This window comes from Clostridium sp. 'deep sea', from assembly GCF_014931565.1.
Taxonomy (GTDB): domain Bacteria; phylum Bacillota; class UBA994; order PWPR01; family PWPR01.
Map to the genome: position 1 here is coordinate 496035 of NZ_CP063353.1, position 23335 is coordinate 519369.

Below are 23335 nucleotides of genomic sequence, written 5' to 3' on the forward strand. Positions count from 1 at the left end.
ATGAAAAGAACACATATGTGTGGAAATCTTAATGTCAATAATAGTGGTGAGATTGTAGTTTTAAATGGCTGGGTTCAAAAAAGAAGAAATTTAGGTGGACTTCTTTTTATAACATTAAGAGATAGAACGGGTATTGTTCAATTAAATGTAGACCCTAACCAATTAACTGATAAATCCAGTGAAGTAGATAGCATAAGATCTGAGTATGTTATTTCTGTTAAAGGTTTAGTTCAAAAAAGACCAGATGGACAAGTTAATGAACATATGAAGACTGGTGACATAGAAATTATTGTTAATGATTTGTCAGTACTTAATAATGCTGAAACACCCCCATTTTATATTAAAGATGATGTTAATGCAGAAGAGAGTTTACGTTTAAAATACCGTTATTTGGATTTAAGAAGACCAGAGCTTCAAAAATCTCTCATGATGAGACATAAAATAGCCAAAAGTATTAGAGATTATTTAGATAATAATCAGTTTATGGAGATTGAAACCCCTATTTTAACTAAATCAACACCAGAGGGTGCCAGAGATTATTTAGTACCGAGCAGAGTAAATAAAGGAACATTCTATGCCTTACCCCAGTCACCACAGATATTCAAACAACTATTAATGGTTGGTGGTTATGATAGATATTTTCAAATTGCTCGTTGTTTTAGGGATGAGGACTTAAGAGCAGATAGACAGCCTGAATTTACTCAAGTTGATATAGAAATGTCTTTTGTAGATGAGCAAGATGTAAGAGCAATGGCAGAAGGAATGGTGAAAAGGGTATTTAAAGATGTGCTAAACATAGACTTGCCAGAGCAATCATTTCCTATAATGAGTTATGAAACTGCTATGAATAAATATGGTAGCGACAAACCAGATACTCGCTTTGATTTAGAAATAACTGATATTGAATCAGTATTTAACAATAGTGAGTTCAAGGTGTTCTCAACCACTTTGAAAAACGGAGGAGTAATTAAGAGCATTACTGTACCTCAAACCAAATTCAGTAGAAAACAATACGATAATTATACAAAATATGTAAAAAAATATGGTGCTATGGGTTTAATTTGGGTAGCATATAATGAGGATGGCATTAAGTCCTCTATTTCAAAGTTTTTAACAGATACAGAAATAGCAGACTTAGCAAAACAAGCCAATGCTAAAGTTGGAGATATAGTATTTATTATTGCTGCAGATTATAATACCGTATCAAAATCATTAGGGGCATTGCGTTTAAAACTAGCTGAAGATTTAGAGCTAATTGATCAAGCAAAATGGGAGTTTTTGTGGGTAGTTGATTTTCCACTTTTTGAATACGATGACGAGGCTAAGCGTTATGTAGCATCGCATCATCCGTTTACTATGCCTAAAGACGAAGATGTAGATTTGTTAGTTTCTTCACCCGGAGAAGCTAGAGCCAAAGCCTACGACATGGTGTTAAATGGTGTTGAAATTGGTGGAGGAAGCATTAGAATTTTTAATCAAGATGTGCAAAAGAAAATGTTCTCAGCATTAGGTTTTTCTGAGCAAGACGCTGAAGAAAAATTTGGCTTTTTTATTGAGGCTTTAAAATATGGCACCCCACCACATGGTGGTATTGCTTTTGGATTAGATAGATTAGTAATGGAAATGTTACATCTTACTAATATTAGAGATGTAATTGCATTCCCAAAAACAACTAGTGCATCATCGTTAATGTCAGGTGCTCCAGGATTTGTGGATAGTAAACAGTTGGAAGAGCTGTATATAAAAAAATTAGAAAAGTAGGATAAAAAAATGCAACGACAAGGTTTAGTTACAGAGGTAAAAAATGATTTAGTTTCTGTACAACTGTTAAGGCATTCTGCTTGTAGTAACTGTGGTGGTTGTGCTATAGGTAAAGCAGAGTCAAAAACTCAAATAGTTACTGCGTTAAATAAAGCAAATGCCAAAGAAGGTCAATATGTAGAGTTAGTAATGCCAAAAGGAACAATAGCAAATGCTGCTTTAATTGCCTATGGTATACCCTTAGTAGCTTTGTTAACAGGGCTACTAATTGGTAGCGCGTTAGAGCTTACGCAGTTGCAGACCTTTGGAATAGGACTTATTGGTTTATTGGGAAGCTTTGCCTTTAATAGATTCTTTTTAGAGAGATTTAGAAAGAGCAAAAACAAGTATCAGGTCGTTGCTATTAGCATTGTAGATAAAGAAAACGTTGAGGGGGTTTTTTAATGAGGAACTTTATTGATTTAAGAAGTGATACAGTAACAAAACCTACTGAAGAAATGCGATTGGCTATGTATAGAGCAGAGGTAGGTGATGATGTTTACCGTGATGACCCTACTGTAAACAGGCTGGAGGCTCTGGGAGCAGAGATGTTGAAAAAAGAAGCAGCATTATTTGTAACTAGTGGAACTCAAGGTAACTTGTTGGCGCTTTTAAGCCATTGCAATCGTAGTAATGAGGTTATTTTAGAAGCAAACTCTCATATTTACTTGTTTGAGGTTGGTGGAATTGCTGGCTTAGCAGGACTTAATCCACGTTGTATTGAAGGTGTTAAGGGTTTTATTGACCCTCAAAAAATTGAAAAAAATATAAGAACAGAGAATGTTCATTTTCCAGAGACAAAATTAATTTGTATTGAAAATACCCATAACCTAGCCGGTGGAACAGTAATAAGTTTAGAGCAACAGCTACAAGTAAAAAAAATAGCTGACAAACACAACTTAAAATTACACCTAGACGGTGCAAGAGCCTTTAATGGTGCAACATCTTTAAACTGTGATATAAGTGAGTTTGTAAAGCCATACGATAGTGTACAGCTTTGTTTATCTAAGGGTTTAGGAGCACCTATAGGCGGATTACTGCTTGGTTCAAAAGAGTTTATTGCTAAGGCTCGTCGTTATCGTAAAATGGTGGGTGGCGGTATGCGACAAGCGGGCATTGTAGCCGCAGCAGGCATATATGCCTTAGAGAATAATATAAACAGGCTTAAGCAAGACCATGATAATGCTTTATTACTCGCTAAAGAAGTGAGCGAAATAAAAGGATTAAATGTAAACTTATCTGATGTTCACTCAAATATAGTCTTTTGTGATGTTGATAAAAAACTAATTTTGGCGGCAACATTATGTCAAAAATTAAAAGACAAAGGTGTCTTGTTTAACGACATGGGCAATAACAAAATAAGATTAGTTACTCATTTAGATGTAACTGAACAAGACTGTGTAAAAGCAGCACACTTAATTAAACAGGTCATGAATGAGTTATAATGAATATATTTGATAGAAATATAATTGAACAGTTAAAATCTAATGCACCTCTTGCCTCCAGAATGCGTCCTAAGTCTCTTAACGAGTTTGTAGGGCAGAATCATATAATTGGAGAAGGGTGTTTGCTTAATAGAGCCATTAAAGCAGATAGATTAACGTCCATGATATTTTATGGGCCACCTGGTACAGGTAAAACTACCTTAGCAAGAATTATTGCTAACACTACAGAGCGTAATTTTGAGCAGATTAATGCTGTTATGGATGGCGTTAAAGATATAAGAAGAATTATAGCTAATGCAAAAGAGCTTTTAGCTTTGTCTGCTAGAAGAACTATTTTATTTATAGATGAAATTCATCGCTTTAATAGATCCCAGCAGGATGCCTTATTACCTAGTGTTGAAAAGGGTATAATAACCCTAATAGGTGCAACAACTGAGAACCCCTTTTTTGAGGTTAATGCCCCGCTATTATCTAGATCACGTATATTTAAATTAGAGACTCTATCAAATGAAGCTATATCTCAAATAATAACCAATGCTTTAACCGACAAAATTAATGGCTTAGGTAATTTAAAAATAAAAATTACTGAAGAGGCTTTTAATCATATTATTAGGGTTTGTAATGGTGATGCTAGAACTGCCTTAAATGCAGTAGAATTAGCAGTATTAACAACACAAGAAGATGAACAAGGAGTTATAAACATCACTCTTGACATTGCTGTTGAATCTATTCAACAAAAAGCAATATATTATGATAAAAATCATGATGCCCACTATGATACAGTTTCTGCATTTATTAAATCTATGAGGGGTAGTGATCCTGATGCTGCCCTGTATTACTTAGCTCGCATGATAGAAGCTGGAGAAGACATTAGGTTTATAGCACGTAGAATAATAATTTGTGCTTCAGAGGATGTTGGCAATGCCGACCCTATGGCATTAATAATAGCTAATAATGCTGCTCAAGCGTGCAATTTTGTTGGATTTCCAGAGGGTAGAATAATACTAGCTCAAGCTGTTAGTTATATTGCTTGTGCTCCAAAAAGCAACAGTAGTTACAAGGCCATAAAAGATGCCCAACAAGCTGTACGAGAAAAAGAGTTTAGTGGTATACCAAATAGTTTAAAGGATGCTAGCTATAAAAGTGCTGCCAAACTCGGTCATGGAAAGGGTTATATTTACCCTCATAACTATAAAGATAATTTTGTAGTTCAACAGTATTTACCTGACAGTGTTAAGAATGATAGATACTATTACCCAAGTTCAAATGGGCACGAAAGGAAAATGCTTGAGAGATTAATAAAGTTATGGACTCGTACTAATCAGGGGGAGCAAAAATGATAAATACGTTTAAAACAATTAAAACTGAAGTCCACTTTAAAAATAAAGTGGGCTTATGCCGTTTTTATGGCAGTGCTTCACCAGCAACAACGGTTGAAGAAGCAAACAAGTTTATTCAAAAAATAAGAGATTTATATCCCGATGCAACGCATCATGTTTGGGCTTATAAAATTGGAATTAATGAAAATACTATACTTAGGTATAGTGATGATGGCGAACCTGCTAATTCATCTGGTCCCCCTGTATCTAAAGCAATCGAGGGTAATGATTTAACTAATATAGCTGTTGTTATTACTCGCTATTATGGTGGTGTTAATCAAGGAGTTGGTGGTTTAATACGAGCCTATGGAAGAACGGCTTCTAAAACTATTTCTGAAACAAAGATTATTGAAAATGAAGCTTTTCAAATAGTGGAGGTTAAGCCAGTAGAGTATAATCAGTTGGGTGATGTAATTCATCATGTTGAAAAATTAAAAGGCTCTATTAAAAATATTGTTTATGATGCCAATGTAAAAATTATAGCATTGTTAAAGCCCCAAGATATTGACAAGTTTAAAACGTTAATAAGAGACTTAACTAGAGGTGTAGCAGAAATTAGTTTAGGAGAATTTGTATGGCAAGAGATAAAATAGCTGTTGCAATGAGTGGTGGAGTAGATAGCTCAGTAGTAGCATATATGCTAAAAGAACAAGGTTATGATATTTGTGGAATAACAATGGTGATATCTAACTCTGCCAATAGTGAAAAAGAAAAAAAGACAGTAAAAGATGCCAAACTTGTGGCTAATTTTTTAGGCATAGAACACCATGTAATTAACTTACGCAAAGAATTTTATGAAACAGTTATTAAACAATTTTTAACTGAATACGAAAACGGAAGAACACCTAATCCATGTGTAACCTGCAATAAATATATTAAATTTGGTGCTTTGTTAAATCATGCTAAAGTGTTAGGCTACAATAAAATAGCAACAGGACATTATGTAATACAAAAATATAATAATGAAAGCAAACAACATGAAGTATATAGAGCAGATGATGAAAGTAAAGACCAAACTTATATGATGTATAACTTAAATCAGCAGATTTTACAGCACACCATGTTTCCTTTAGGGGATTATTCTAAAACTAAAGTAAGAGAACTGGCTTTTAACTGGAACTTACCAATTGCCAGTAAAGGTGAAAGTCAAGAAATATGTTTTATAGATGATAACGATTACAAAAAATACTGGCAAGAAAATACTAATAAAACAGGCATTGCTGGTGATTTATTAGATACAAAGGGTAACAAAATTGGTAGACATAATGGTATTCAAAATTATACTATAGGTCAACGCAAAGGTTTAGGAGTAGCATTAGGGCATCCTGCCTATGTAACGAAAATTAACTCAAAAAACCATTCAGTTACCATTGGTAAAAATGAAAATTTATTTAAAACTAAGCTCTCTGTAAATAATGTTAACTGGTTAGCTGGTGAACACCCATTAAATAATGAAATTCTAGTAAAAATTCGCTACCGAAGTAAGCCAGAACCAGCTAAAATTATTAAATTTATTGCAAAAAAAGTAGTAATAGAATTTAATGAACCCCAAAGAGCTATTACCCCTGGTCAGTCTGCCGTTTTTTATAGTGGTAAAAGATTAATAGGTGGCGGAGTGATTGAGTAAGGGTTGGGCTTGCCTATGGCTTCGCGGGGTGGATATTTCACCTTGTGAAATATGGTGTGGGTAACCCTCTAGGGTTACGGTTTGGGCTAGCGCGGAAGTAAATGACAATAGATTATTGAGTAACCATAGGGATATAACATTATTTTATTAATGATATATTCCTTTTTATTTTATATAAAAATTGCATTTAATAAACTATAAAAATAGTAAAGCTGGTCATAACGAAATTGATTAAAATAAATAGTGAAGAATAAACATTCAATTATAAAATTGAAATTTAGCTGATTTTTACAAGTGTTACTAAAATATTATTATTCTGAGTATTAAAGCAAAGGGGCACGGTTATACTATTCAAAAACGGAATGAAACAAAATGAAGAGAATTAAAGATATTCTTAATTTGCCAGTTATTGCATTAGATACTGGTCAAAAAATTGGTAGTGTTATAGATGTTATATATAGTGTGTCTCAGCGTAGATTAATAGGTTTGTTAATAGAAAAAGTTGCTTTAATAAACTCCAAACTGGTTATTACGCCTGAAAACATTATTAATATTGGTAACGATACTGTAACTATTACCTCAAATAATGCCTTATATAAACCTAGCTCGATTCCTGATGTTTATCAAGCAATGGCAGAACAGGGATTTAATAATCAAAGATTAATCAGTAGGGCTGGTGATGAATTAGGTATAATAGATGATTTAGTTATTGATGAAAATAGTGGGATATTAGTAGCGTTAGATATTAGTGGTGGTATTATTTCTGATTTAATTTATGGTAGAAAACGAATAGAACTCCCAAACAGCTTCTCTCTAAGTAAATCTAATTGTATTTTACAAAAGGGAGTAAAAGATGAAAGCTTGCTTAACGACTTGTCCGATATGTGGTAGTAAAGCAGTTGGTAGAGTTGCCAATAAACAGTTTTACTGTTCGGATTGTTTTAATGAAATTAATGTATCCAAAGAAGACTATCATGTATATGCAGTACTTGAAGATGGTACCTTAGAATTAAGAACATTATCTGAGGCAAAGTATTTATTCCAAGTAGCAGTAACCAACTCATAGAAGGGGTCGCTAAGCGACCCCTTCGGTGTGGATTCGTGCAAAGGTATCTTATTATTACTTAAAATGTATTTGCACTCATGGTTTGGATGCTACACGTTGTGTAGCACGGTGTGGGTTCGCTTTGCTCACGGTGTGGACTGTGTGGAATTTAAGTATGATTAAACTATTAACTTAGTTAAAACTGTTCCAGTAAAACTTGATAAAAATAGAATTGAGTAAAAAGATGATTAAAATTTCTAGTCAAAAGTGGATATTAGCTATTCTTAGTTTTATTTTAGGGGTAGTGACTTTATTATGGTGGCATTATAATTCTCAAACGATAAATGGAGTTTTATATCCTTTATTGTTTAGTTTTATATGTGCTTATTTGCTGAACCAACCGGTAAAAAGACTTGAGCACAGAGTGGGTAATAGAAATAATGCTGTTATTATTGTTTTTTCTTTAACAATTGTAACAATATTATTAGTATTATTTATTACTTTGCCTGTTCTAATTAATGACTTAACACGTATGGTTACCGGTTTGCCTCATCAAATGCAAGAATTTCAAGTTGCTATAGATAAAATAAATCAATTAGCATCGAAAATATCACCAGAGTACAGTAATTTATCGCATACAATTTTACAAAAGGCTACCGAATACTGGCAAACACTAGTATGGGATATTTTTATTAAGCTTACTTCGGATTTTGAAAATCTTTTAAAAAAACTAACTATAATCATATATGTACCTATCCTTATCTTCTTTATTTTAAAGGATTTTGAGAAACTCAAAAAAGCTATAAAAATAAATTTACCAAGAAGCAAAACAGCTAAAATTAGCTACTTAAAACGAAGACTCAACACTATTTTTTTTGGTTGGATTAAAGGTCAAATAATAATATGTTCTATTATTGTAGTGTTAATTTATCTAGGACTGATATTTATTGGTTTAGAGCAAAAATTATTTTTAGCCTTATTTAGTGGTTTTACGAATTTAATACCTTACTTTGGTCCTATAATAGGACTACTACCAGCTGTAGCTACAGCATTTTCACAAGATTCAAGCATGGTATTTAAAGTTATTTTATTGTATACTTTAACTCAGCAGATAGAGAGTAATATTATTTCTCCAAAAATATTTGGTGACCGAGTGGGTTTATCACCCGCTTGGATATTGATAGCGTTGATAGTTGGTGGCAAAGTAGGGGGTATTTTGGGCTTAATTTTAGCTGTGCCTTTAGCTGGAATCATTAAAGCAGTACTTGAATATTTTGGGGGGAGAAAAATTAGATACATATCAGAGGAGGAATTACTATGAAAACCGCTGAGTTAAGAAAAGCCTTTTTAGACTTTTTTAAGAGCAAAAATCATTATATTTTGCCTTCACACTCATTAATCCCCAACAATGATAAAACATTATTATGGATTAACTGTGGTATGGCACCATTAAAAAAATACTATTCAAAGCAGGCTGTTCCACCATCACCTAGAATGGCAAATAGTCAAAAGTCTTTGAGAACAAATGATATAGATAACGTAGGAAAAACAGATAGACATCATACTATGTTTGAGATGTTAGGAAATTTCTCTATAGGTGATTATTTTAAAGATGAAGCTATTTCTTGGTCTTGGGAGTTTCTAACAGAGATTTTACACTTAGATGAAAGCAAATTGTACGTAACTATTAATCCTAAGGACGATGAGGCATTTAATATTTGGAATAAAAAAGTGGGATTGCCTAAAGAAAGAATATATCGTGATGAAGAAAATTTTTGGGAAATTGGTCCTGGACCCTGTGGCCCTAATTCAGAAATACATTATGATCGTGGTGAAAAATACGGATGCGGTTCAAAAAATTGTCAACCAGGTTGCGAATGTGATAGGTATCTAGAGATTTGGAATTTAGTATTTACTCAATATAACCGAGAACTTGATGGTAGCTTAACTGATTTACCATTCAAAAATATTGATACAGGCATGAGCTTAGAGAGATTAGCTTCACTTGTTCAAGAAGCTGACTCTAATTATGAAATTGATATTTTTATGGATATTATCAAAAAAGTAGAAGAGATTTCTACCCAAAAATATAATGAAAACAACAAGGTAGCTATGCGTGTAATTGCTGATCATATCCGTACAGCAGTATTTGCAATTGCTGATGGTGCGCTTCCTTCTAATGAGGGTCGTGGTTATGTAATACGAAGAATTATTAGAAGGGCTATTCGTTATGGTAAAAACCTAAATATGACTAAGCCATTTTTACACCTTTTGGTAGGTACTGTTATTAATACCATGAAGGATCATTACGATTACTTGCCAGAAAAACAAGAGCTGGCTCAAAGAATAATATTAAGTGAAGAAGAGAGATTTTTACGAACACTTGAAGACGGTGAAAAGCTAATTATCTCTATTATATCTCAACTAAAAACACAAAATAAAACTCAAATTAGTGGTGATAATGCCTTTAAACTTTATGATACTTATGGATTTCCATTAGAGCTTACTTCTGAAATTGCCCAAGAGAATAACTGTACTGTTGATACTCAAGGGTTTAGCAAAGCCATGAAAAAACAACAGGAGCGAGCTCGTAACGCTCGTAAAGGACAGGTTGGTAATGTAATTGCCGATAAGAAGTTCGAAGATGTAGCTGAAGGTGGAAGTTTTGTTGGTTACAATAAGCTTAGTGTAGAGACAGAGTTAGTAGCTTTTAGCCTAGTAGATAGCAAAAAAGCTAAGTATAATATAGAGTTTTTACTAAAAGACACTCCGTTTTATGCTGAATCTGGTGGTCAAAAGGCAGATAAAGGTGAAGTAATAGCAGATGACTTTACTATTAGTGTAGTTGATGTTAAAAAACTACCAGGTAACAAAATTGTACATTATGGAGTTTATAGTGGTGGCGAAGTAACCGTTAATAGCATAGTTAAGGCTGTTTTAAATACAGAGTATAGGCAAGCAATTAAAGCCCATCATACCTGCACTCATTTATTGCATAGAGCCTTAAAGAATATTTTAGGTAGTCACGTTAATCAGGCTGGCTCTTTGGTATCAGCCGATAGACTACGTTTTGATTTTACGCATTTTGAGTCTGTAACCGATGAGCAAATTAAGGCTATTCAAGATGAAGTGAATCAAGAAATATTTAAGGGTAAGCCAGTTATCACCGAAGAAATGAGTTTAGAGAATGCTGTAAAGGACGGAGCTACTGCTTTATTTGGAGAAAAATATGGTGATAGTGTTAGAGTAGTTTCTATTGCAGATTACAGCAAAGAATTATGTGGTGGAACACACCTTAAGTCTACTGCTGAAGCAGGTACTTTTATTATTATTTCAGAGGGTAGTATAGGCTCTGGGATACGTAGAATTGAGGCAGTTGCTTCTAAGGCAGCCTATGAATATATTAGTGAAAGGCTACAAGCAGTTAATGAAACTACTTCGTTTTTAAAAGTAACCCCTAAAAACCTTTTAAATAAAATTGAAGAATTACAATCAGAAATAAGTAATCTTAATAAAAAAAATAATGACCTACAGCAAAAACTGTTTGCTTCCTCAACAGGCAATTTACTAAATGATAGTGTAGATATTAACGGTTTTACTGTTTTAACAAAACAAGTTGAAAATTTAGATATGAATGCCTTACGTCAACTGGGCGATTCATTAAAAGCAAAAGCACCAAATAGTGTATTGGTATTAGGTTCAAGCGTAGATAATAAAGTGTTTTTAACTGCAATGGTAGCTGAGCAACCAGTTAAGCAGGGCGTACATGCTGGTAAAATTATTAAAGAAATCGCTAAGATTTGTGGTGGCGGTGGTGGTGGAAAGCCCCAAATGGCTCAAGCCGGAGGTAAAAAACCTGAGGCCATACCACAGGCTCTAAGTAAAGCCTTAGAATTAATAAAAGAACAACTTCAATAGTAGTACAGTTAATTTAAAAGAAATGTAATAATTTTTAGGCAGGATAATAAGCAAAATAAATTGAATAAATAGATAAAGTTACATTTTATAAAACGATATTAATGAATAAGTTGTAAACTTATAGGTAATGACTTATTCAATTAAATCGTCAAAAAGAGGAGGTCTATTATGAGTGATTTTGATAGTACCGTAAGATTTAAGTTTGATAACGATAAAAGTAAAAAAATTAATAATATGTTAGCAAAGGTTTATGATTCACTAGACTATAAAGGTTACAATCCAGTTAGTCAAATTGTTGGCTATCTTTTATCTGGTGACCCAGCTTACATTACAAGTTATCAAGATGCTAGAATCTCAATCACCAAGTATGAGAGAGATGAAATACTAGAGATATTACTAAACAGTTACTTAAAAAATAATGCCATAAAAAAATAAAAGGAAGGGGGTCGCTCTATGCGCCCCCCTTTGGTTGACAGTAAAATAGTTTGATTTTGTTAACCTAAGGATATAATTATGAAATACAATGAACTTGGTAAAACTGGAATAAAGGTTTCTCAGTTGTGTTTTGGTAGTTTAACACTAAGCCCATTACAGAAAAATCTAAGTCTAATAAAAAGCGAGCAGTTAATTAAACAGGCTTATGAAAAAGGCATTAACTTTATTGACACTTCTGAATATTATAATAACTATGATAAAATAAAAGCTGGTATTAATGGAATTAGCAATGATATTGTTATTTGCTCTAAAACTTATGCTTATGAAGCAAAGGCTGCTCGAGAAAGTGTTGAGAAAGCCTTAAGAGAGTTAAATAGAGACTATATTGATATTTATTGTTTACACGAGCAGGAATCGCATCTTACTTTAAAGGGGCATGCCGAAGCTTTAATTGAATTAACTAAATTAAAAGAGCAAGGCAAAATAAGAGCAATAGGCATATCTACTCATTATATTGCTGGAGTTTTAGCTGCATGTGAACATCCCATGATTGATATTGTGCAAACAATCACAAACTATCATGGATTAGGTATTGTTGATGGAACTATGCCTGAAATGTTAAACGCCATAAAAAAATTAAAAGATATGAACAAGGCTGTATACGGAATGAAGCCACTGGGTGGAGGTAATTTACACCGTGATATAGTAAAAGCCTTTAACTATGTTAAAGAACTTAGTCTAGTTGACTCAATGGCAATAGGTTTGCAAAACAAACATGAATTAGACTTTGCTGTAGACTATTTATGCAATAATCAGTATAATAAAGAGCTTTTAGCAGAGCTTACAAAACAACAGCGTAAATTACATATTGCCTCCTGGTGTACAGGGTGTGGTAATTGCATAAGAAGGTGTCAGCAACAGGCTTTAACGTTAGTTGATAATAAAGCAGTAGTAGATACTACTAAATGTTACTTATGCGGTTATTGTTCGCAGGTATGCGAAGAGTTTTGTATTAAAATTATCTAGAATCAAAGATAAAAGCTATTTAATTTATTTTGAGCATAAAGGATGAAGTTAATGAGACATTTAGGAGTAGACGTTGGAGATAAACGAATAGGGGTTGCCCTTAGTGATCCAATGGGCATGGTAGCTACACCTCTTGAAGTGTATAATTGTGTAGGGGCTAAAAAAGATGTACAATACATTGCTGCCCTAGCAAACAAACACGAAGTTAGTAAAGTAATTGTAGGTTTACCAAAGAATATGAATGGCACAGAGGGTGAAAGGGCAAAACTTTGCCGAGAGTTTGCAGATAAGTTAGCTCGTAGAACAAAAGCCGAAATTATAATGCATGATGAGCGCCTAACAACAGTTGGTGCCGAAAATGTTTTAATAAGTGCCGATGTTAGTAGAAAAAAGCGAAAAAAAGTGATAGATAAATTAGCAGCACAGCTTATTTTGCAAAATTATTTAGATTTTAAAAACCGCTAAAACTTGACGAGATTTAAGGAAGCAATTAAAATAATATCAGTTTACTAAGGAGGTAAATTTACCTATGTCTTTTCGTGAAGAAGAAATTGTAGTTTTAATAGATGAAGATGGCGCAGAAGTAGAGTTTGAAATCATTGAAATCTTTGAGTTAAAAGAGAACAAATACGCTTTTTTATTTCCAATAGCTGACGAAGATGATGAAGCAGTTATTATGAAAATTGTAAAAGAGAATGAAGAAGAAGTTCTTATGGATATAGAAGATGATGCAGAATGGAACTCTGTTGTAGAGGCTTGGGAAGATATCATTGATGAGCTTGAGTCCGAAGAAGAGAGTCTTGAGCTAGAGCAAGATAGCAATCAATAAAAGACTAATAGTTACTAAAAAAATATGTGTCAAATAATTTGTTTGACACATATTTTTTAGATAGATGTGGAGTGAGATAATGAGTGTCAAAAAAAGTAAGTTAAGCATATTCAGAAAAAATAAATATATTTTAGTTCTAACAATTATTATCAGCTTATTGGTGTTATTTACCTCAGTTAGAAGTATTGCCTTGCTTATAAAACGGAGTATAAATGATGTTGTTTTAGTAGAAGTTACTCCAGGTAGTTCTCCAACACATATCGCTGAAATACTTAAAGATGAAGGTGTTATAGATTCGGTATTTTTCTTTAAGTTGCAAGTACGGCTTACGGGAAGTGCTCCAAAACTGAAAGCAGGCGTGTATTCTTTTAAACCGGGAACTCCAATATGGAGAGCAATCAAGAAAATGGTTAACGGTGAGGTAGAGCAGTATGATGATATAAGAATCACTATTCCCGAGGGTTATAACATAAAACAAATGGGTGTTCTTTTTGAAGAAAAAGGACTTTTTAAGGCCGATGATTTTTATAAAAAAGCACAAGAAATTGAGTTATCCTATGAATGGGCTAAACAAATTCCGGAAGGGCTGTTATGGAAGTATGAAGGATACCTCTTTCCAGACACCTATGATTTTAGAACTGTAACTACACCACAAGCTGTTATAAATAAAATGGCAGCTAGGTTTGATTCATTGATAGCTACAAAATATGCTGATTCAGACCTAAAAGAATCATATACTCTTCATGAGTTGGTGTCTTTAGCAGCCGTAGTAGAAAAAGAAGCCGTTTTGGATGAAGAAAGAGCAACTATTGCTGGAGTATTCTATAATAGACTAAAAATAGGACAGGCATTACAGAGCTGTGCTACAGTTCAATACGTGTTACCAGTTCATAGAGAGGTCTTAACAACAGAAGATACAAAAACAGATTCAATATATAATACCTATATGCATCCAGGTTTACCCCCAGGGCCAATTTCATCAGTAGGCATCGCCTCTTTTAAGGCTGTGCTTGAGCCAAAAGAATCTGGCTATTACTATTTTAATGCTATAGGCGGAGGAAAACACTATTTTAGCAAAACCTTTGATGAACACTTAAAAGCTATAAAAAAATATAAGTAGGGATGAAAATGAAAAAGGTTGAATTATTAGCACCTGCAGGTAACCTCGAAAAGCTTAAAGCTGCTATCACATATGGGGCAGATGCAGTCTACATGGGCGGTACAAGTTTTGGCTTAAGAGCTTCTGCAGGTAACTTTACGCAAGAGGAAATGATAGAGGCTATAGCATTTGCCCATGAGAGAGCAGCTAAGGTTTATATTACTGTGAATATAATTGCTCATAATGAAGACTTAAACAGCTTACCTGAGTATTTATTAAATCTGCAAAACCTTGGGGTAGATGCTTTGATTGTGGCTGACCCAGGTATCTTAAGAATCATTAAAGAAACAGTTCCCAATATGGAGATTCACCTCAGTACTCAAGCCAGTAACACAAACTGGAGCAGTGCAAAGTTTTGGGCATCTCAGGGCATAAACAGAATTATCTTAGCCCGTGAGTTAACCCTTATTGAGGTGTCCGAAATGATTAAAAAAGTACCTGAAGCAGGCTTTGAGGTCTTTATTCATGGCGCAATGTGTATGTCTTATAGTGGCAGATGTTTGTTAAGTAATTACCTCACTGGCAGAGATGCAAACAGGGGAAAATGTGCCCAAGTATGTCGCTGGAAATTTAACTTAGTAGAAGAGAATAGGCCTAATCAATACTTTCCGGTAGTAGAAGATGAGCGTGGTACGTATATTTTTAACTCTAAAGATATGTGTGCAATAGACTTACTGCCTGAGTTAATTAATATAGGTGTGGATTCCTTAAAAATAGAAGGCAGAATGAAAAGTATTCATTATGTAGCAACTATAACAAAGGCCTATAGACAGGCTATTGATAACTACTATAAAGATCCTAATAACTTTGTGATAGATGAGCAAATTAGGTCAGAGTTAAATAAACCAAGTCATCGCCCCTATTTTACTGGTTATTACAATGAGGCACCTAATGCAGATTCTCAAAGCCAACACTATGAGTCGTCTGGCTATATCAGGAACTACGAATTTTTAGGCAAAGTATTAGGATATGATAAAGATAAAAAAATGGCCTTAATTGAACAAAGAAATTCTTTTGCTGTAGGGGATACCGCTGAGATAATGAACCCTAAAAGCAATAATGTAAATATATCAATAAACTCAATAATAGATGACGAAACTGGTGTTAGTTTAGAGCGAGCACCACATGCACGTCAAAAGGTTTGGATACCAATAGAGCAACCAGTTGAGAGTTGGGGCATTATGCGGAGGGAAATTAAATGAAGCATTCAGTATTAATAGGCATTACTGGAGGCAGTGGCTCTGGAAAAACATCAATTTCAAAGGCTTTGCAAAATGTTCAGGGATCTAATTTGGTGATTATTGAACAGGACTCTTATTATAAAGATAGCAGTCATATGAGTTATGAGGAACGTTGTTTACTCAACTATGATCATCCCAAGGCATTCGATAACGATTTATTATTTGAACAATTAACGGACTTGCTCAATGGTAAACCTATTGAGAAGCCCGTATATAATTTTAGTACTCATTTAAGAGAAACCTTTACTGAAACCATAGAACCACATCCTATAGTGGTTCTAGAGGGTATTTTAGTGCTTGAGGACCCTAGAATAAGAGAGTTAATGGATATTAAAGTGTTTGTTGATACAGATGATGATGTTAGAGTATTGCGTAGATTAAAACGTGATATACGTGAAAGGGGACGCACTTTAGATTCCGTAATTATTCAATATTTGGGTTCTGTTAAACCAATGCACCATGCATTTACAGAGCCAACTAAGCGATATGCTGATATAATAATACCTGAAGGCGGAGAGAATCAGGTAGCTATTGATATCTTAAACAGTAAATTAGAGCTAATATGTCGTAATCATTTATAGTATTTTAGGTATGTATATATAAACTATAAGCTACATTTATTCTAAGAGAATAACCATTTTATGTTTGAAGATCTTCTATATTTTCAAAAGGAATTTGCATTATTGTTCGTAGTCTTTGAATAGCTTTTTTTTCTATTCGTGAAACATATGATCGACTAATATTCATATGTTTAGCAATTTCTTTTTGAGTATATTTTCGGTTATTAAACAAGCCGTATCTTAAAATTAAAACACTTTGCTCTCGTTTAGATAGTTGAGGTAAGAGTTTAACTAAACGATTTGACTCAATGTTTATAGTAACAGTATCACTTATGTCACGTTGTTCATTATCGGGTAAGATGTCCATTAAGGTTATCTCATTGCCTTCTTTGTCTATGCCAATAGGTTCACGCAAATAAATATCGCGTCTATTGTGGCGAGTAGATCGTAAGTGCATTAAGATTTCATTCTCTATACATCTTGCTGCATAGGTTGCGAGTCTGGTGCCTTTACCGAACTTAAAAGTTTCTACCGCTTTAATTAAACCGATAGTACCCAAAGATATTAAGTCATCAGTATCATCATGTTTGTTTTCATATTTCTTCACAACATGAGCTACTAACCTAAGATTGTGAGTAATTAATACCGACCTAGCTTCAAGGTCACCTTCAGCAAATTTCTGTAAGTAGTGTTTTTCTTCTTCAGAGGATAAAGGTTGGGGGAATGATGCGCTAGAAACGTAGGATACTAATAATAAAGGATTACCAATAGACTCTAAAAGTAGAAGAAGCCAATGTATCATAGAGGTGCCCCCTTTCAATATGTATTATCCTTATGTAAAAGGGGCTTGCCACGTGCCTGTACAGTATCAAAATAACTTAAATTGGAGGATAAAAAATGAAATTATTAAGACCAACTATTTATATAGACACTGTTTTTAATTTCGACCTACAAGAACTCTATGACCAAGGTTATAGAGCTATTATGGCTGACCTTGATAATACCTTAGCTCCATGGGACTGTGATATTGTACCTGAAAAGTTAAAGGAATGGGTTGCAGAGGTTAAAAAACACAACCTAAAACTAATTATATTATCTAATGCTAAACAAGAACGTGTTAGCAGTTTTTGCAAAGAATTAGATATTGAGGGATTTGGTTTAGCTAAAAAACCGTTAAGCAAGGGTTATAAAAATGGAATAAAAACTTTAGGGCTAAAAAAGAGTGAGGTATTAATGGTTGGAGACCAAATATTCACAGATGTTTTGGGTGCAAACCTGCAAAAAATTAGTGTGGCATTAGTAACTCCATTAAGTCAAAAGGAATTATTTATAACTAAGTTTATGCGATTAATTGAAAAACCACTACGAAGTGAACAGAATACTCCTAATATTCCTCAATAAACTATACATGTATATTTTGGTAATTGTTTGTTAATAATATTATTGGGTGATGTAAATTGTCAATTATTTGTGTAAGAAAACAATGCTGTTGGGAGCATAAATTTAATGAAAAACCAAAAGATTTCTTACGCCTAATCAGAAGCCTAGTCAGTAAAGTTAAAGCTGATCAAAAACTACAATCGTATCAGCTATACGACATTAACATAAAGAGAGAAGGCAGTAAGTTAAATTTAGTTTTTTATTTTATGCTCAATAACCAAAAGCAAACTGCTTAAAATTAGCTATACTAAATACGCACCTATGCATTATAATAGTATTATCTATTATAATGTTTGTATTTATAAGGTAAACAATAGCTATAAATATTGCATTTATAATTATAAAAAGTGTTATAATAGACTTCTGTTATAACACTTTTATTTTTTAAATCTAGAAGCAGTGGGGGCTAACTCAGTGAAAATACTAGGACTCGATCCGGGAATAGCAATAACAGGATTTGCTGTTATTGAGGAGACAATAAACGGAGTAGTGCCAATTATATATGGATGTATTAGAACAAAGAGTACCACTATACATTCAAAAAGATTAAAAATAATATACGAAGATATCAATACTATTATTGATAAATATAAACCAGATGTAGCTGCTATAGAAAAACTTTTTTTTAATAGAAATGTCACAAATGCTTTAAAGGTTGGGGAGTCAAGAGGTGTAGTATCACTAGCATTAGCGAATAATGCCATAGAAATTTTTGAGTATACACCCTTACAAGTAAAACAGTCTTTAGTTGGTTATGGTAGAGCAGATAAAAAACAGATTCAGTATATGGTAAAATCAGAATTTAAACTGCCAGAAGCTCCTAAGCCTGATGATGTGGCAGATGCCTGTGCTATTGCCCTAACACATATAAGATCAAGAAGACTCAATGCACTTATGAAAGGAAAATAACAATGTATGCGTATTTAAAAGGCAAATTAGCTTATAAAACACCTGATTATGCTGTGGTAGATGTAAATGGTGTTGGTTATAAAGTATTTACAACCAATGTGTCGGGCTTTAATAAAAATGAAAATATTCAACTTTTTACATATCTGAATGTAAGAGAGACAGAAATGACCCTTTATGGCTTTGTTAATCAGGAGGATTTAAGGCTCTTTGAACAGCTAATTACAGTAAATGGAATTGGTCCTAAAGTAGCTTTAAACATTCTTAATCATATAAGTGCCAAGGATTTTTATGTAGCAGTTATGTATGACGATGAAAAGGCTTTAACTAAATTGCCTGGTATAGGTAAAAAAACAGCCAAAAGAATTATTTTAGATCTTAAAGAAAAACTAAGTAAAATGGATATAACAACAGAAATGGAGGCTGTTTCACTAAATGAAGTAACAAGCAAGCCGAATAGTGCTTTGGGTGAAGTGATTGAGGCACTTATTGCTTTAGGTTATGATGCCTCAGTAGCCAATAGGGTTGCTAAAACGCAATCTAAAGCCAAGCCAGATTATACAGTTGAACAGCTATTAAAGCTGTGTTTACGTAGCTTAGCGACAATGTAAGGGGTGTAAAAATGATAGAAGCAGAAGGCAGAATAATTTCGTCAGAGCCAAAAGTTGAGGACAAGCAGTTTGAAACAAACCTACGTCCTCGACATTTTCATGAATATATAGGACAAAAAAAAGTAAAAGAAAATCTTAAAATATTTATATCTGCTGCTAAAGCCCGTAGTGAATCGCTTGATCACGTTTTATTATATGGGCCCCCGGGGTTAGGTAAAACTACCTTAGCTCATATCATTGCTAATGAGCTAGGTGCCAATCTACGCTCTACATCGGGTCCTGCCATCGAAAGGCCCGGAGATTTGGCTGCTATTTTAACCAATTTAGATGAGAGAGATGTATTGTTTATTGATGAGGTGCATAGATTAAATCGCTCGGTTGAGGAAATACTATATTCAGCAATGGAGGATTATGCCCTAGATATCGTTGTAGGTAAAGGACCAAGTGCCAGGTCTATTAGGCTAGACTTACCTACCTTTACGCTCATAGGAGCAACAACACGAGCAGGAAAACTTTCTTCGCCTTTACGAGATAGATTTGGAGTAATAAGCAGACTTCAGTATTATGAAATGCCAGATTTACAGACCATAATTGTGCGGTCAGCACAAATCCTTGATATAGAGATCGATCACGAAGGGGCTGCAGAAATAGCCAAACGCTCTCGGGGAACTCCTCGGATAGCAAATAGGCTTTTAAAAAGAGTTAGAGATTATGCCCAAGTAATTGGAGATGGAGTTATTACCTATAAAATAGCCTTAGATGGTTTGAATATGTTAGATGTTGATCAATATGGCTTAGACGCTGTTGATAGAAAACTATTGCTAATGATAATAGATAAATTTGGGGGAGGGCCCGTTGGTTTAGACACCATGGCCGCCTCAATAAGTGAAGCCCCAGAAACTATCGGAGATGTTTATGAGCCCTATTTAATGCAACAGGGGTTTTTAAAACGAACTCCAAGGGGTAGAATGGTTACCCATTTTGCTTATAAGTATTTTGGTTTAGAGCATATTACTGAAGATAAAAAAATTCAACAATCATTATGGGAGAAATAAAATGAAAACTCTATTGCATATGTGCTGTGGACCTTGTGCCACCTATTGTTATAAAACATTAAAAGAAGAGGGGCATAATGTTTACGGTTATTTTTATAACCCTAATATCCACCCTTTAGTTGAGTATAGAAAAAGGAAAGAAAGTGCCTATGATTTTGCCGAAAAAGTAGGATTACAGCTGATAGGTAATAGCAATTATGGTTTAACTGAGTTTGTGCGAAATGTGGCTTTTAGGGAGGCTAATCGTTGTTTTATATGTTATAATATGCGTCTGTTGCAGACTGCAAAGCTAGCAAAAAAAGGTGGCTTTGAAGCATTTACGACAACCCTATTGATCAGCCCATTTCAAAATCATGAGAGCATTATTGAGGTTGGTAAAGCTATTCAAGCACAGATCGGTATTGAGTTTATGTATAGAGATTTTAGAAAAGGGTTTAAACAAAGCGTAGAGCTCTCAAAAGAGCTTAACCTCTATAGACAGCAATACTGTGGATGCATTTACAGCGAAGAAGAAAGATATAAAAACCAAAAGAAGGTATAATTAAAGGATGAGAAAATATGTCTAGGCTACTAAAAGATTATGATTATAATTTACCTGAAGAATTAATTGCTCAAACACCAGTATATCCCAGAGATACCTCGAGGCTTTTGGTGGTTAATAAAACAACAGGTGAAACAAACCATAAAAGCTTTAGCAATGTAATTGATTACTTAAATAAAGGTGATTTATTAGTAATTAATGATACCAAAGTGATTCCAGCAAGGTTATATGGCAGAAAAAAAGAGAGTGGGGGAAAAGTAGAGGTATTACTTTTAAGCCCAGTTAAAGATAATGTTTGGGAGGCACTCGTTAGACCTGCCAGAAGGCTTAAAACAGGTGCTGTAATAGAGTTTGGTGAGGGGGAGCTTATTGCTACAATAACCGAAGAACACCCCGAAGGTAGAAGGTATTTGCACTTTGATAATCAATCCAATATAGATTTTGATTCATTAATAGACAATATTGGCGAGATGCCTTTACCACCGTATATAAAAGAACGATTAGAAGATGCCAATAGGTATCAAACAGTTTATGCCAAAGAGCGGGGCTCAGCAGCAGCACCTACGGCTGGCTTACACTTTACCCCTAGTTTATTAAAAGAAATAGAAAACAAAGGGGTAAAAATAGCACAGGTTACTTTACATGTTGGGCTAGGTACATTTAGACCTGTACAAACAGAGAGCATAACCGATCACCATATGCATAGTGAATATTTTTCTATTCCTAAAGAAACAGTAAGGCTATTAAATGAAACAAAAAAAAGCAATAAAAGAATAATAGCTGTTGGTACAACATCAGTTAGATCTTTAGAGTCAATGACAATAAAAGATGGTGTGTTTAAACAGTCGAGTGGTTTCACAGATATATTTATTTATCCTGGCTATAAGTTTAAAACCATAGATGCACTAGTTACCAATTTTCATTTACCAAAATCTACTTTATTAATGTTAGTAAGTGCCTTAGTTGGAAGAGAAAAAATACTAGATGCCTACAATGAAGCAGTTAAAGAACGCTATAGATTTTTTAGTTTTGGCGATGCCATGCTGATTGTTTAATGGAGGAAAATAGAGTGAGTTTAAAATTTACAGTAAAAACAGAGAGTGCAAAAACAAGGGCTAGGACAGGACTGCTGGAAACAAGCCATGGCAAAATACAAACCCCTGTGTTTATGCCGGTAGGTACCCAAGCAACAGTTAAGACACTCGACCCAGATGAGCTAAAAAGAATGGGTGCAGAAATTATTTTAAGCAACACCTATCACTTATATCTGAGGCCAGGTAGTGACATAGTTGAAGAGGCTGGCGGACTTCATAAATTTATGAACTGGAATAGACCAATCCTAACTGATAGTGGTGGATTTCAGGTATTTAGTTTGGGTGCATTAAATAAAATTACTGAAGACGGTGTTAAATTTCAATCTCATATAGATGGCTCGTATCATTATTTACAGCCAGAGGACTCAATTAGAGTGCAGAATCAATTAGGCTCGGATATTATGATGGCTTTTGATGAATGTGCCCCTTATCCTTGTGACCATTTTTACGCTAAACAAGCTATGAATAGAACTCATAGATGGGCAGTAAGAAGTCTAAAAGCCCATAAGCGTACCCATGATCAGGCCCTTTTTGGAATAGTGCAAGGCGCGTTTTTTAAAGACTTAAGAAAAGACAGTGCCAAGTTTTTAAGTGATTTAGATTTTCCTGGCTATGGTATTGGAGGTTTAAGCGTTGGAGAACCTAAACCTATCATGTATGAAATGTTAGAAGAGACAGTTCCAGAGATGCCTAAGCAAAAACCCCGCTACTTAATGGGAGTGGGGTCACCCGATTGTTTAATAGAGGGTGTTATACGTGGCGTTGATATGTTTGATTGTGTTTTGCCGACCCGTATTGCGCGCCATGGCAAAGCTATGACTAGTACTGGCCCTGTTGTTATTAAACAAGCCCAATATACAAGAGACTTTTCTCCACTTGATAAAAACTGTAACTGTTACACCTGTAGAAACTACAGCAAAGCATATCTACGCCACTTATTTAAGGCTAAAGAAATATTAGGAGCAAAGCTGTTGTCTTATCACAATTTATACTATCTGTTAAATTTAATGAAGGATATAAGAACTGCAATTGAGCAAGATTCATTGCTAGAATTACGAGATAAATTTTATGAAACATATTTAAAGAAGTAAATAGCATGTATACATTATAGTTTATCATAATTTGCTAATAGCAGTACTATTGTCCCATTATAGTGTCAATAACATATAATAATAAGAAAGATTGCGATTGAGCAACCCTGTAATCGGATTAACGGCGTACAAA

26 protein-coding genes are annotated in these 23335 nt (G+C 34.1%); 25 read left to right on the forward strand and 1 reads right to left on the reverse strand.

Annotation, left to right across the window (positions count from 1 at the left end; genetic code table 11):
• The 17 genes from aspS (at position 1) to udk (ending at position 16485) form a co-directional block, all read left to right on the forward strand.
• Positions 1 to 1761 carry an aspartate--tRNA ligase gene (gene aspS / locus IMX26_RS02340; RefSeq protein WP_243259299.1) on the forward strand — a complete coding sequence of 587 codons (1761 nt, stop codon included), beginning with the start codon at positions 1 to 3 and terminating at the stop codon, positions 1759 to 1761.
• A 9-nt stretch (positions 1762 to 1770) separates the two neighbouring features.
• Positions 1771 to 2205, forward strand: a complete 435-nt coding sequence (locus tag IMX26_RS02345) for a SoxR reducing system RseC family protein (RefSeq protein WP_195160105.1) — start codon at positions 1771 to 1773, stop codon at positions 2203 to 2205.
• Positions 2205 to 3245: a low-specificity L-threonine aldolase gene (gene ltaE / locus IMX26_RS02350; RefSeq protein ID WP_195160106.1), complete on the forward strand. Its 1041-nt coding sequence runs from the start codon at positions 2205 to 2207 to the stop codon at positions 3243 to 3245. Before IMX26_RS02345 ends, ltaE begins: the two co-directional genes overlap by 1 nt.
• Positions 3245 to 4585 (forward strand): replication-associated recombination protein A, encoded by a 1341-nt coding sequence (locus IMX26_RS02355; protein ID WP_195160107.1) that lies wholly within the window; start codon positions 3245 to 3247, stop codon positions 4583 to 4585. The genes ltaE and IMX26_RS02355 overlap by 1 nt, the downstream gene beginning before the upstream one ends.
• Positions 4582 to 5217, forward strand: a complete 636-nt coding sequence (locus tag IMX26_RS02360; protein ID WP_195160108.1) for a YigZ family protein — start codon at positions 4582 to 4584, stop codon at positions 5215 to 5217. Before IMX26_RS02355 ends, IMX26_RS02360 begins: the two co-directional genes overlap by 4 nt.
• Entirely contained in the window at positions 5199 to 6251 is a 1053-nt protein-coding gene (gene mnmA / locus IMX26_RS02365; RefSeq protein WP_195160109.1) for a tRNA 2-thiouridine(34) synthase MnmA, read from the forward strand. The genes IMX26_RS02360 and mnmA overlap by 19 nt, the downstream gene beginning before the upstream one ends.
• Before the next feature lie 372 nt (positions 6252 to 6623).
• Complete coding sequence (locus IMX26_RS02370) at positions 6624 to 7142, forward strand: PRC-barrel domain-containing protein (protein ID WP_195160110.1); 519 nt, start codon at positions 6624 to 6626, stop codon at positions 7140 to 7142.
• Positions 7105 to 7317, forward strand: a complete 213-nt coding sequence (locus tag IMX26_RS02375; RefSeq protein ID WP_195160111.1) for a hypothetical protein — start codon at positions 7105 to 7107, stop codon at positions 7315 to 7317. The genes IMX26_RS02370 and IMX26_RS02375 overlap by 38 nt, the downstream gene beginning before the upstream one ends.
• A 223-nt stretch (positions 7318 to 7540) precedes the next feature.
• Complete coding sequence (locus IMX26_RS02380) at positions 7541 to 8617, forward strand: AI-2E family transporter (RefSeq protein ID WP_195160112.1); 1077 nt, start codon at positions 7541 to 7543, stop codon at positions 8615 to 8617.
• Positions 8614 to 11214 carry an alanine--tRNA ligase gene (alaS, locus tag IMX26_RS02385; protein WP_195160113.1) on the forward strand — a complete coding sequence of 867 codons (2601 nt, stop codon included), beginning with the start codon at positions 8614 to 8616 and terminating at the stop codon, positions 11212 to 11214. The genes IMX26_RS02380 and alaS overlap by 4 nt, the downstream gene beginning before the upstream one ends.
• Before the next feature lie 168 nt (positions 11215 to 11382).
• Positions 11383 to 11649 carry an IreB family regulatory phosphoprotein gene (locus tag IMX26_RS02390; RefSeq protein ID WP_195160114.1) on the forward strand — a complete coding sequence of 89 codons (267 nt, stop codon included), beginning with the start codon at positions 11383 to 11385 and terminating at the stop codon, positions 11647 to 11649.
• 78 nt (positions 11650 to 11727) lie between these two features.
• Positions 11728 to 12675 (forward strand): aldo/keto reductase, encoded by a 948-nt coding sequence (locus IMX26_RS02395; RefSeq protein ID WP_195160115.1) that lies wholly within the window; start codon positions 11728 to 11730, stop codon positions 12673 to 12675.
• Between the two features lie 51 nt (positions 12676 to 12726).
• The gene (gene ruvX / locus IMX26_RS02400; protein ID WP_195160116.1) at positions 12727 to 13140 is read left to right on the forward strand and encodes a Holliday junction resolvase RuvX; all 414 of its coding nucleotides are present in this window, start codon (positions 12727 to 12729) and stop codon (positions 13138 to 13140) included.
• Between the two features lie 64 nt (positions 13141 to 13204).
• Positions 13205 to 13504 (forward strand): DUF1292 domain-containing protein, encoded by a 300-nt coding sequence (locus IMX26_RS02405; protein ID WP_195160117.1) that lies wholly within the window; start codon positions 13205 to 13207, stop codon positions 13502 to 13504.
• Positions 13505 to 13583: 79 nt separating this feature from the next.
• The gene (mltG, locus tag IMX26_RS02410) at positions 13584 to 14624 is read left to right on the forward strand and encodes an endolytic transglycosylase MltG (protein WP_195160118.1); all 1041 of its coding nucleotides are present in this window, start codon (positions 13584 to 13586) and stop codon (positions 14622 to 14624) included.
• 8 nt (positions 14625 to 14632) lie between these two features.
• Positions 14633 to 15865: a U32 family peptidase gene (locus tag IMX26_RS02415; RefSeq protein WP_195160119.1), complete on the forward strand. Its 1233-nt coding sequence runs from the start codon at positions 14633 to 14635 to the stop codon at positions 15863 to 15865.
• The gene (gene udk / locus IMX26_RS02420; RefSeq protein WP_195160120.1) at positions 15862 to 16485 is read left to right on the forward strand and encodes a uridine kinase; all 624 of its coding nucleotides are present in this window, start codon (positions 15862 to 15864) and stop codon (positions 16483 to 16485) included. The genes IMX26_RS02415 and udk overlap by 4 nt, the downstream gene beginning before the upstream one ends.
• A gap of 58 nt (positions 16486 to 16543) precedes the next feature.
• Here the strand turns inward: udk and sigK are convergent, their stop codons facing one another.
• Positions 16544 to 17266, reverse strand: a complete 723-nt coding sequence (gene sigK, locus IMX26_RS02425; RefSeq protein ID WP_195160121.1) for an RNA polymerase sporulation sigma factor SigK — start codon at positions 17264 to 17266, stop codon at positions 16544 to 16546.
• A 95-nt stretch (positions 17267 to 17361) separates the two neighbouring features.
• Between sigK and IMX26_RS02430 the strand changes: the two genes are divergently transcribed.
• From IMX26_RS02430 to tgt, 8 genes are all read left to right on the forward strand, one after another.
• Positions 17362 to 17865 (forward strand): YqeG family HAD IIIA-type phosphatase, encoded by a 504-nt coding sequence (locus IMX26_RS02430; protein WP_195160122.1) that lies wholly within the window; start codon positions 17362 to 17364, stop codon positions 17863 to 17865.
• Positions 17866 to 17921: 56 nt separating this feature from the next.
• Entirely contained in the window at positions 17922 to 18140 is a 219-nt protein-coding gene (locus tag IMX26_RS02435; protein WP_195160123.1) for a hypothetical protein, read from the forward strand.
• A 178-nt stretch (positions 18141 to 18318) separates the two neighbouring features.
• Positions 18319 to 18813 (forward strand): crossover junction endodeoxyribonuclease RuvC, encoded by a 495-nt coding sequence (ruvC, locus tag IMX26_RS02440; RefSeq protein WP_195160124.1) that lies wholly within the window; start codon positions 18319 to 18321, stop codon positions 18811 to 18813.
• A 2-nt stretch (positions 18814 to 18815) separates the two neighbouring features.
• The gene (gene ruvA, locus IMX26_RS02445) at positions 18816 to 19421 is read left to right on the forward strand and encodes a Holliday junction branch migration protein RuvA (protein ID WP_195160125.1); all 606 of its coding nucleotides are present in this window, start codon (positions 18816 to 18818) and stop codon (positions 19419 to 19421) included.
• Between the two features lie 11 nt (positions 19422 to 19432).
• Positions 19433 to 20476, forward strand: a complete 1044-nt coding sequence (ruvB, locus tag IMX26_RS02450) for a Holliday junction branch migration DNA helicase RuvB (RefSeq protein ID WP_195160126.1) — start codon at positions 19433 to 19435, stop codon at positions 20474 to 20476.
• A 1-nt stretch (position 20477) separates the two neighbouring features.
• Positions 20478 to 21017 (forward strand): epoxyqueuosine reductase QueH, encoded by a 540-nt coding sequence (locus tag IMX26_RS02455; RefSeq protein ID WP_195160127.1) that lies wholly within the window; start codon positions 20478 to 20480, stop codon positions 21015 to 21017.
• 17 nt (positions 21018 to 21034) lie between these two features.
• Entirely contained in the window at positions 21035 to 22072 is a 1038-nt protein-coding gene (gene queA, locus IMX26_RS02460) for a tRNA preQ1(34) S-adenosylmethionine ribosyltransferase-isomerase QueA (RefSeq protein WP_195160128.1), read from the forward strand.
• A gap of 14 nt (positions 22073 to 22086) precedes the next feature.
• A complete protein-coding gene (gene tgt / locus IMX26_RS02465) occupies positions 22087 to 23202 on the forward strand; it encodes a tRNA guanosine(34) transglycosylase Tgt (protein WP_243259300.1) in 1116 nt (371 codons plus the stop codon).
• Positions 23203 to 23335: the final 133 nt, after the last annotated feature.